The following is a 10,752-nucleotide window of genomic DNA, read 5'->3' as shown; positions in this document are numbered from 1 at the left end:
ACTGGTGGAGTGAGCGAGAACCGCGCCGACGCGACGCCCCGGGAGCGAGTGCCCGAGCGCTCCGAGGGCGCGCCCACGGCCCGCAGCATGCGGACCCGGCTGGCCCGGATGGGCAACCGTCACCAGAGCGCGAACCCGGTCCTGGAGCCGTTGTTCCGCGCGGTGCGGACCAACCACCCGAAGGCCGATCTGGCGCTGCTGGAGCGCGCGTACCTCACTGCCGAGCGGCTGCACGGCACCCAGATGCGCAAGAGCGGTGATCCCTACATCACCCATCCGCTCGCGGTCACCACGATCCTCGCCGAGCTCGGCATGACCGAGCCGACGCTGGTCGCCTCGCTGCTCCACGACACGGTCGAGGACACGCCGTACACGCTGGAGCAGGTGAAGGAGGAGTTCGGCGAGGAGGTCGCCCGGCTCGTCGACGGCGTCACCAAGCTCGACAAGGTCCGCTACGGCGAGACCGCCGAGGCCGAGACGATCCGCAAGATGATCGTGGCGATGTCGCGCGACATCCGGGTGCTGGTCATCAAACTCGCCGACCGGCTGCACAACATGCGGACGCTGCGCTACGTCAAGCAGGAGACGCAGGAGCGCAAGGCCCGCGAGACCCTCGACATCTACGCCCCGCTGGCCCACCGGCTCGGCATGAACACGCTGAAGTGGGAGCTGGAGGACCTGGCGTTCGCCACCCTGCACCCCAAGATCTACGACGAGATCGTGCGGATGGTCGCCGAGCGGGCGCCCTCGCGCGACCAGTTCCTCGCCGAGGTCATCGACCGGGTGCAGAGCGACCTGCGCGAGGCCAAGATCAAGGCCAAGGTCACCGGGCGGCCCAAGCACTACTACTCGATCTACCAGAAGATGATCGTCGGCGGCCGCGACTTCTCCGACATCTACGACCTGGTCGGGATCCGGATCCTGGTCGACGACGACCGCGACTGCTACAGCGTCCTCGGCGTGCTCCACTCGCGCTGGAACCCGGTCCTGGGCCGGTTCAAGGACTACGTCGCGATGCCGAAGTTCAACATGTACCAGTCGCTGCACACCACGGTGATCGGCCCGCAGGGCAAGCCGGTGGAGCTGCAGATCCGGACCTTCGCGATGCACCGCCGCGCCGAGTACGGCGTCGCCGCGCACTGGAAGTACAAGGAGGACACCCGCTCGGGTGTCGACACCGACCGGCGCGGCGACATGGACGACATGACCTGGGTCCGCCAGCTCGTGGACTGGCAGAGCGAGGTCGAGGACCCGGGGGAGTTCCTGGAGTCGCTGCGCTTCGAGATGAACCGTGCGCAGACCTACGTCTTCACCCCGCGCGGCGACGTCATCGCGCTGCCCGCCGGCGCCACCCCGGTGGACTTCGCCTACGCCGTGCACACCGAGGTCGGCCACCACACCATCGGTGCCCGGGTCAACGGGCGGCTGGTGCCGCTGGAGTCGACACTGGACAACGGCGACGTGGTCGAGGTCTTCACCTCCAAGTCCGCGAACGCCGGCCCCTCGCGGGACTGGCTGACGTTCGTGAAGTCCCCCCGCGCGCGTTCGAAGATCCGGCAGTGGTTCACCAAGGAGCGCCGCGAGGAGGCCATCGAGCGCGGCAAGGAGCAGATCGCCAAGCTGATGCGCAAGGAGGGGCTGCCGCTCAAGCGGCTGATGTCCCACGAGTCGCTGACGCTGGCGGCCCGGCACTTCAACATCGCCGACGTCTCCGCGCTGTATGCAGCGGTCGGTGAGAACAACCTGTCCGCGCAGGCCGTCGTACGCCGCGTCATCGAGGAGCACGGCGGCAGCGAGAGCGCCCAGGAGGACCTCGCCGAGGCCGTGACGATCACCGGTCGCCGCAGCCACTCGAAGGTGCGCGCGGACGGCGACGGCGGCGTCATCGTCAAGGGCGCCAGCGACGTGTGGGCCAAGCTGGCCAAGTGCTGCACGCCGGTTCCGCCCGACGACATCCTCGGCTTCGTCACCAAGGGCGGCGGGGTCTCGGTGCACCGGCGCGACTGCACCAACGCCGCCGCGCTGCTGAGCCAGCCCGAGAAACTGCTCGAGGTCGAGTGGGCGCCCACCGGCGCCTCGAGCTTCCTGGTCAACATCCAGGTCGAGGCGCTGGACCGCGCCCGGCTGCTCTCCGACATCACGATGGTGCTCTCCGACGAGCACGTGAACATCCTCAGCGCCAACCTCTCCACGACCCGCGACCGGGTGGCGAAGACCCGCTTCACCTTCGAGATGGCCGAGGCCAAGCACCTCGACACCGTGCTCAAGGCGGTCCGGACCGTGCCCGGCGTCTTCGACGCCTACCGGGTCACGCAGTAGGCAGCGCCCTGCCGGAGGCGGCTGCGGGCGGCTGCCCGGGACCAGCGGTGAGCCTGCCACCGTTTCAGGACACGATTCGGTGGCTAGGTCACCGCTGATCCGGCCGCCCGGGACCGGCGGTGAGCCTGCCACCGTTTCCGCGTGGATTTCGGTGGCCAGCTCACCGCTGACCGGGAGCCGACGCTGACCGGGAGCCGACGCCGGCCGGGCCAGGCCCGACCGACCCGGCGGGTCAGCCCGAGTAGTCGGCCGAGGCCTGGCGGGCGGCCTCGAGGAACTGCTCGCGGGAGGCGAGGTTCTCCTCCAGGTCGCGGACCTTCTTCTCCTCGCCGGCGGCACGGGCCTTCCCGAGGTCGGCGCGGACCTTGTCGATGGCTGCCTCGAGCTTGCTGACCATGTCCGAGGCCCGGGCGGACTTCTCCGGGTCGGTGCGGCGCCACTGCTCGTCCTCGACGCCCCGGATCGCCTGCTCGACGGCGCGGATGCGGCCCTCGAGCTCCTTCATCCGGTCGCGGGGGACCTTGCCGGCGGCGTCCCAGCGGTCGGCGATATCGCGGAAGGTGCGCTTGGCGGCGTCGAGGTCGCGGACCGGCACCAGTGCCTCCGCCTCGACCAGCAGCTGCTCCTTGACCTCGGCGTTCGCGGCGAACTCCTGGTCCTGGGCCGCGTTGGCGGCGTCGCGCGCGCCGAAGAACGCGTCCTGGGCGGCGCGGAACCGCTTCCACAGCGCGTCGTCGACGTCCTTGGGGGCCGGGCCTGCGGCCTTCCAGTCCCGCATCAGGTCGCGGTAGCGGCCGGCGGTGAGACCCCAGTCGGTGGAGTCGGACACCGCCTCGGCCTCCTTGACCAGCCGCTCCTTGACGACCCGGGCGGAGTCGCGCTTCTCGTTCTGCTCGGCGAAGTGCGCCTTGCGTCGCCGCGTGTACGCCGTGCGCGCGGTGGAGAAGCGCCGCCACAGCGAGTCGTCGGAGCCGCGGTCGATGCGGGGGAGCGCCTTCCACTTGTCGAGCAGCTCGCGCAGCCGGTTGGCGCCGTTGCGCCAGTCGGAGCCCTCGGCGATCTTCTCGGCCTCGGCGACCAGCTTCTCCTTGGCGGTCTTCGCCTCGGCGGTCTTCTGGGCCTTCTCGGCGCGGCGGGTCTCGCGGTGCGCGGCGATCACGGGGCCGAGCGCGTCGAGCCGGCCGGCGAGCGCGGCGAGGTCGCCCACAGCGTTCGCGTCGGTGACCTGGGCCCGCACCTTCTTCACCGACTCGGTGGCCTCCTCGGGGGAGAGCACGCCCGACTGGACCCGCTTCTCCAGCAGCTCGACCTCGAACGCGAGCGCGGCGTACCGCTCGGTGAAGAAGGCCAGGGCCTCCTCCGGCGTGCCCTCGGGGTACTGCCCGACCGACCGCTCGCCGTCGGCGGTCCTGACGTAGACGGTGCCGTCGTCGTCGACGCGGCCCCACTCATGGCTCGTCACTGGGTTTCCTCTTCGATGCTGGCGTTCCGATGGCTGGCACACACGCGCGCAGGCGCCCATGGTAGTCACCGCAGGCGTCCGGCGTGCACGGCTGCCCCGCAGTGCGCCGCGGCGGGACGCGGCCGTGCGGCCGGTGCGGCGGGCGGGCCGGTCGCTCGGTAGTGTGACCGGGTGTTGATCGCCGGCTTCCCCGCGGGTCCGTGGGGCACGAACTGCTACGTCGCCGCCACCGGTCCTGGGTCGGAGTGCGTGGTCATCGATCCCGGCAAGGACGCCGCCGACGGCGTCGCCGAGCTGGTCCGCGAGCACCGGCTCAAGCCGGTCGCGGTGCTGGTCACCCACGGCCACGTCGACCACATGTGGTGCGTGGCCCCGGTCGCCGGCAGCTACGACGCGACCGCGTGGATCCATCCCGAGGACCGGCACCTGCTCGCCGACCCGATGGCCGGCATGTCGCCGGAGACCACCGCGATGCTGCTCGGCGGCAACCACACCTTCGCCGAGCCGGACGACGTCCAGGAGCTGGCCGACGGCCAGGACCTGGAGCTGGCCGGGCTGCGCTTCGTCGTGGACCACACCCCCGGGCACACCCGGGGGTCGGTCACGTTCCGCACGCCGTACGGCGAGGCGGCAGGGCAGCCCGAGATCTCCGAGGTCATGTTCTCCGGCGACCTGCTCTTCGCCGGCTCGATCGGGCGCACCGACCTGCCCGGCGGGGACCATCCGACGATCCTGCGCAGCCTGGCCAGCAAGGTGCTCACCCTGCCCGACGACGTGGTGGTGCTGCCCGGCCACGGCGAGCAGACCTCGATCGGGCGCGAGCGCGCCACCAACCCCTTCCTCCTCGACCTGCAGGACGCCGATGTCTGAGAAGCTGGCCGCCCCCAAGGGCGTGCCCGAGTACCTCCCGCCCGAGTCCGGCGCCTGGCTCGCCGTCAAGGACGCGCTGGCGCGGCCCGCGGTGCTGGCCGGCTACGGCTACGTCGAGCTGCCGATCTTCGAGGACACCGCGCTCTACGTGCGCGGCGTCGGCGAGTCCACCGACGTGGTCTCCAAGGAGATGTACACCTTCACCGACCGCGGCGACCGCTCGCTCACGCTGCGTCCGGAGGGCACCGCCGGCGTGATGCGCAGCGTCATCGAGCACTCGCTGGACCGTGGGCCGCTGCCGGTCAAGGTCTGGTACGCCGGCCCGTTCTTCCGTGCCGAGCGGCCCCAGCACGGCCGCTACCGCCAGCTCCAGCAGTTCGGCGTCGAGGCGATCGGCTCCGACGACCCGGCGCTGGACGCCGAGGTGGTCACGCTCGCCGACCAGGGGTACCGCTCCCTGGGGCTGACCGGCTACCGCCTCGAGCTGACCTCGCTGGGCTGCCGCGAGTGCCGGCCGCCGTACCGCGAGGCGCTGGTCGCGTTCCTCGACGGGCTCGACCTCGACGACGCGACCCGGGAGCGCGCCCGGATCAACCCGCTGCGGGTCCTGGACGACAAGCGCCCCGAGGTCGTCGCCCAGCTGTCCGACGCGCCGCTGATGCTCGACCACCTCTGCGGCGACTGCGCCGAGCACTTCGCCGCCGTCCGGCGGCTGCTGGACGCGCACGGCACGGCGTACGTCGTGAACCCGCGGATGGTGCGCGGCCTGGACTACTACACCCGCACCACGTTCGAGTTCGTCCACGACGGCCTCGGCGCGCAGTCCGGCATCGGGGGCGGCGGCCGCTACGACGGCCTGATGGCCGACCTCGGTGGCCAGGAGCTCTCCGGCATCGGCTTCGGCCTCGGCCTGGACCGCACCTACCTGGCCTGCCAGGCCGAGGGCCTGCAGGTCGGCCCCGCCACCCCGCTCGACGTGTACGTCGTGCCGCTCGGCGCCGGGCGCGCGCAGACCCCGCTGCTGGTCGCCCGGCTCCGGGCCGCCGGGCTGCGCACCGACCAGGTCTTCGGCGAGCGCGGCCTCAAGGGCGCGATGAAGGCCGCCGACCGCTCCGGGGCGCCGTACGTCGTCGTCCTGGGGGAGCGCGACCTGGAGGCCGGCGTCGCCCAGGTCAAGTCGATGGCCACCGGTGACCAGCAGGCCGTCCCGCTCGACGACCTCGTTCAGCACCTGACTCAGCTCACCACCCAGCACGTTCCCACCAAGGAGACCCTCTCGTGATCCGCACCCATGACGCCGGCGCCCTGCGCGCCGAGCACGTCGGCCAGACCGTCACCCTCACCGGGTGGGTGGCCCGCCGGCGCGATCACGGCGGCGTGGCCTTCCTCGACCTGCGCGAGGCCAGCGGCGTGGTCCAGGTCGTCGTGCGCGACGAGGAGGTCGCCGGCGCGCTGCGCAGCGAGTACTGCATCAAGGTCACCGGCGAGGTGAGCCTGCGCCCCGAGGGCAACGCGAACCCGAGCCTGCCCACCGGCGAGATCGAGGTCATCACCAGCGACCTCGAGGTGCTCAGCGCCGCCGCGCCGCTGCCCTTCCCGATCGACGACGCCGCGTCCACCAAGGGCGGCGACGTGGGCGAGGAGGTGCGCCTGAAGTACCGCTACCTCGACCTGCGCCGCAGCGGCCCCAACCACGCCCTGCGCCTGCGCAGCAAGATGAACAAGGCCGCGCGCGACGTCCTCGACCGCCACGACTTCGTCGAGATCGAGACGCCCACCCTCACCCGCTCCACTCCCGAGGGCGCCCGCGACTTCCTGGTGCCCGCCCGGCTGCACCCGGGCAGCTGGTACGCCCTGCCGCAGAGCCCGCAGCTGTTCAAGCAGCTGCTGATGGTGGCCGGCATGGAGCGCTACTACCAGATCGCCCGCTGCTACCGCGACGAGGACTTCCGCGCCGACCGGCAGCCGGAGTTCACCCAGCTCGACATCGAGATGAGCTTCGTCGAGCAGGAGGACGTCATCGAGCTGATGGAGGAGGTCCTCGCGGCGATGTGGCGCCTCATCGACGTGGAGATCCCGCGCCCGATCCCGCGGATGACCTACGCCGAGGCGATGGCGCGGTTCGGCTCCGACAAGCCCGACCTGCGGATGGGCCTGGAGCTCGTCGAGTGCACCGACTACTTCAAGAACACCCCGTTCCGGGTCTTCCAGGCCGAGTACGTCGGCGCGGTCGTGATGCCCGGTGGTGCCAGCCAGCCGCGCAAGCAGCTGGACGCCTGGCAGGAGTGGGCCAAGCAGCGCGGCGCCAAGGGGCTGGCCTACGTGCTGGTCCAGGAGGACGGCTCGCTGACCGGTCCGGTCGCCAAGAACATCACCGACGAGGAGAAGGCCGGTCTGGCCGCGCACGTCGGCGCCCAGCCGGGGGACTGCATCTTCTTCGGAGCCGGCGCCACCAAGTCCAGCCGCGCCCTCCTGGGTGCCGCTCGCCTGGAGATCGGCCGTCGCGGCGGCCTGATCGACGAGAGCGCGTTCGCGTTCACCTGGGTCGTGGACGCGCCGCTGTTCGAGCCGAGCTCCGAGGCAGTCGCCAGCGGCGACGTGGCGGTCGGCGCGGGGTCCTGGACGGCCGTCCACCACGCGTTCACCAGCCCCAAGCCCGAGTTCCTGGACTCCTTCGACAGCGAGCCCGGCTCCGCGCTCGCCTACGCCTACGACATCGTCTGCAACGGCAGCGAGCTCGGCGGCGGCTCGATCCGGATCCACCGCGAGGACGTCCAGAAGCGGGTCTTCGCGGTCATGGGCATCTCCGAGGAGGAGGCCCAGGAGAAGTTCGGATTCCTGCTCGACGCGCTCAAGTACGGCGCCCCGCCGCACGGCGGCATCGCGATCGGCATGGACCGGATCGCCGCGATCCTGGCCGGGGCGGAGTCGATCCGCGACGTGATCGCGTTCCCGAAATCCGGTGGCGGCTACGACCCGCTCACCGCCGCCCCTGCGCCGATCACGCCCCAGCAGCGCAAGGAGGCCGGGGTCGACGCCGTCGCGGCGAAGGACGTCCCGGCCGAGGCCTAGTTCACAGGACGGACCCCGCACGGGGGTCCGAGATCAGATTGTTACTCACGAGTGATCGCCGCCCGGGCCGGACTGACGTAAGGTCGCGGGCGGCGCGCCGAGGCGTGGCCGCTTGTTTCGGGCCCGTACATCAGATGGGGAGAGCATGTCGCTGCCGCCGGTTTCCGCCGAGACGCTCGGGCATTTGAGCGATGAGGCCACCGAGGTCCCGGAGGAGAACCAGGGCCGCGGACCCGTCAAGAGCCAGTCGCCACTGCGCATCGCAGCCAACCGCCTGCGTCACGACAAGGTCGCGATGTTCTGCCTCGCGATCGTGTTCGTATACGTGCTGATCGCGATCTTCGCCGGCGTGATCGCCAAGGCGATCGGTGTCGACACCGGGCCGGGCAACCCGGCCCAGCAGCTGAACTACCTCGCCGGCGGGATGCCGTTCGAGGGGCCGCCGAACGGTGGCTTCGACCCGGACCACCCGTTCGGCGTCGCGCCGAAGACGGCCGAGGACAACCTGGCGGTGTGGCTCTACGGCTGCCGGACCTCGCTGATGATCGCCACGATCTCCACGGTGGTCGCCGCGGTGCTCGGCATCGTGCTGGGCCTGCTGGCCGGCTTCGTCGGCGGCATCGTGGACAAGGTCATCTCGTTCCTCATCGACGTCTTCCTGACCCTGCCCTACGTGCTGATCGGCCTGATCGTGGCGCCGATCCTCAACGAGCGCTTCGCGCTGCGGCCCGACATCTACGGCGACATGCAGATCCTGTCGCTGGTGATCGTGCTGGCCGGCTTCGGCTGGATGTCGATGGCCCGGCTGGTCCGTGGCGAGGTCCTCTCGCTGCGGGAGCGTGAGTTCATCCAGTCCGCCCAGGTGATCGGCATGCCGGTCGGGCGGATCATGTTCAAGGAGCTGCTGCCCAACCTGGTGGCCCCGATCGTGGTCGCGATCTCGCTGATGCTGCCGGCCTTCATCGCCGCGGAGGCCGCGCTGGCCTTCCTCGGCGTCGGCATCACCCAGGGCGAGTCCTGGGGCCAGACGATCAACCTGGCGGTGCAGTACTTCGAGCTGTACCCGCTCTACCTGTGGCAGCCGCTGCTCGGCATCGTGGTGCTGGTTGTGGCGCTCAACCTGCTCGGGGACGCCATCCGGGATGCGGTGGACCCCAAGACCCGTCGCTGACGGGACCCAACTGTGGTCGCGGGCTTCGGGTTCGTGGCACGTCATGAAGAGGAAAGGCACAACACGATGAAGCGAACCAAGTCGCTGGCAGCGGTTGCTTGTGTTGCTCTGGTCTCGACGCTCGCCGCTTGCGGTGGCAGCAGCGACGACGACTCAGGCGGCAACACCAACACCCGGGAGTTCCAGGAGGCCGGCTCCGGCTTCGAGAAGGTCGCCGACGCCCAGGGCCCGGCCCCCGAGGTCAAGGGCGCCACCACCGGTGGGGACATCACCGTCCTCATCCCCTCGGACCCCGGTCCGGAGGACCTCGACCCGGCCAACGGCTGGTCGGTGCTCGGCAACTCGATCCAGCAGGCGCTCTCGCAGCGCTCCCTGACGCAGTACCGCCGCAACGCGGACGGCGAGATGGAGCTGGTCCCGGACCTCGCCACCGACCTCGGCACCCCGAACGAGGACTTCACGGAGTGGACCTTCACCCTCAAGGACGGTGTGAAGTGGGAGACCGGCGCCCCGGTCACCGCGGAGGAGATCAAGTACGGCATCGAGCGGACCTTCGACACCGAGACCTTCACCTCGGGCCCCGGCCAGGTCTACTCGGTCGAGAACATCGACTGCGGCGAGGGCTACGCCGGCCCGCAGGACGGTGACTGCCCCGGCATCACCGTGTCCGGCCAGGACATCACCATCAAGATGAAGGTCCCGTTCCCGGACATGGACTTCTGGGGCGCCTTCATGGCGATCGGCCCGGTCCCGCTGGAGAACTCCGAGTTCCCGGCGTACGGCCGCAAGCCGCTCTCGACCGGCCCGTACAAGATCCAGGAGTTCCGCGTCAACGAGTCGCTGACCCTGGTGAAGAACCCCGAGTGGGACCCGGCGACCGACCCGGCCCGCCACCAGTACGCCGACACCTTCACCTTCAAGTTCGACCAGGACCAGGAGAAGGCCGACCAGATCCTGCTGAGCGACAACGCATCGTCGGCGACCACGATCTCCAACAACCTCGGTGCGACCAACGTGGCCGCGCTCGAGCAGGCGCTCGGCGACAACTTCGTCCAGCAGACCGGTCAGTGCGTGAGCTACAAGAACCCTGACTACACCAAGATCACCGACATCAACATCCGCAAGGCGATCGCGCTCGCCTACGACTTCGACAACATCATGCTCGCCCAGGGTGAGGTTCCGAGCGTCACCCGGATCCCGGCCAGCACGATCATGCCCCCCGGCATGTCGGGTCGTAACGAGTACGGCGACACGATCAGCTACCAGCCCGACAAGGCCCGCGAGCTGCTCAAGGAGGCCGGCGCCGAGGGCTACAAGCTCACGATGATCTACGACGACTCGGCCGCCGAGCTCAAGGCCGCCGCGGAGCAGGAGAAGAAGGGCTACGAGGCCGCCGGCTTCACGGTCGAGATGATCCCGTTCCAGGAGGACTACTACGCCCTCTACGACGACCAGGACAGCCCGATCAACAAGAAGCTGAACCTGCGCAACTCCAACTGGTGCTCGGACTGGCCCTCGGCCTCGACGATGATCCCGCCGCTGGTGCTGACCGGTCAGCCGTACAACACCTCGTACTTCTCCGAGGAGTCGGTCGACGACCGGATCAAGGAGATCGCGACGCTGCCCATCGAGGAGCAGCCCGCCGCGTGGGGTGAGCTCGACGAGACGATCGCGACCGAGTACTTTCCGCTGATCCCGCTGGCCTACCGCAACGACCTGTTCGGTGCGGGCGCCAAGATCGGTGGCTTCTCCGGCGACGCCGCGATGAGCGCGATCAACTACAAGGACCTCTTCGTCATCCAGTGACGACGTTGTTCCTGCACTGAACCGCAGGCAGGATGGGGGCCGGGCTCGCCCG

7 protein-coding genes are annotated in these 10,752 nt (G+C 70.2%); 6 read left to right on the top strand and 1 reads right to left on the bottom strand.

The window, feature by feature from the left end:
* Positions 1-87 precede the first annotated feature (87 nt).
* Positions 88-2,319 (top strand): RelA/SpoT family protein, encoded by a 2,232-nt coding sequence (locus tag EBO35_RS11160; protein WP_122819661.1) that lies wholly within the window; start codon positions 88-90, stop codon positions 2,317-2,319.
* A 232-nt stretch (positions 2,320-2,551) separates the two neighbouring features.
* On the opposite strand, the gene EBO35_RS11155 is transcribed toward EBO35_RS11160, so the two are convergent.
* Positions 2,552-3,841, bottom strand: coding sequence for a DUF349 domain-containing protein (locus tag EBO35_RS11155; protein ID WP_164477923.1), 1,290 nt, complete (start codon positions 3,839-3,841; stop codon positions 2,552-2,554).
* Between the two features lie 111 nt (positions 3,842-3,952).
* On the opposite strand from EBO35_RS11155, the gene EBO35_RS11150 reads away from it, so the two are divergent.
* The 5 genes from EBO35_RS11150 to EBO35_RS11130 all read left to right on the top strand — a co-directional run bounded on the left by EBO35_RS11150 (position 3,953) and on the right by EBO35_RS11130 (position 10,700).
* Positions 3,953-4,651 (top strand): MBL fold metallo-hydrolase, encoded by a 699-nt coding sequence (locus tag EBO35_RS11150; protein ID WP_122817774.1) that lies wholly within the window; start codon positions 3,953-3,955, stop codon positions 4,649-4,651.
* Complete coding sequence (hisS, locus tag EBO35_RS11145; protein ID WP_122817773.1) at positions 4,644-5,933, top strand: histidine--tRNA ligase; 1,290 nt, start codon at positions 4,644-4,646, stop codon at positions 5,931-5,933. The genes EBO35_RS11150 and hisS overlap by 8 nt, the downstream gene beginning before the upstream one ends.
* On the top strand, positions 5,930-7,723 hold the full coding sequence (gene aspS / locus EBO35_RS11140; RefSeq protein WP_122817772.1) for an aspartate--tRNA ligase: 1,794 nt from the start codon (positions 5,930-5,932) through the stop codon (positions 7,721-7,723). The genes hisS and aspS overlap by 4 nt, the downstream gene beginning before the upstream one ends.
* Before the next feature lie 184 nt (positions 7,724-7,907).
* Positions 7,908-8,894 carry an ABC transporter permease gene (locus EBO35_RS11135; RefSeq protein WP_164477922.1) on the top strand — a complete coding sequence of 329 codons (987 nt, stop codon included), beginning with the start codon at positions 7,908-7,910 and terminating at the stop codon, positions 8,892-8,894.
* Between the two features lie 66 nt (positions 8,895-8,960).
* The gene (locus EBO35_RS11130) at positions 8,961-10,700 is read left to right on the top strand and encodes an ABC transporter substrate-binding protein (RefSeq protein WP_122817770.1); all 1,740 of its coding nucleotides are present in this window, start codon (positions 8,961-8,963) and stop codon (positions 10,698-10,700) included.
* Positions 10,701-10,752: the final 52 nt, after the last annotated feature.

Source organism: Nocardioides pantholopis (assembly GCF_003710085.1).
Classification (GTDB): Bacteria; Actinomycetota; Actinomycetes; order Propionibacteriales; family Nocardioidaceae; genus Nocardioides; species Nocardioides pantholopis.
This window is presented reverse-complemented; position numbering and strand designations above follow the sequence as displayed.

Excerpts from the sequence above, each read along its gene's own strand:
- EBO35_RS11160 (WP_122819661.1), top strand. The coding sequence starts at position 88 with ATGCGGACCCGGCTGGCCCGGATGGGCAACCGTCACCAGAGCGCGAAC.
- EBO35_RS11130 (WP_122817770.1), top strand. The coding sequence starts at position 8,961 with ATGAAGCGAACCAAGTCGCTGGCAGCGGTTGCTTGTGTTGCTCTGGTC.
- EBO35_RS11155 (WP_164477923.1), bottom strand. The coding sequence starts at position 3,841 with ATGGGCGCCTGCGCGCGTGTGTGCCAGCCATCGGAACGCCAGCATCGA.
- hisS (WP_122817773.1), top strand. The coding sequence starts at position 4,644 with ATGTCTGAGAAGCTGGCCGCCCCCAAGGGCGTGCCCGAGTACCTCCCG.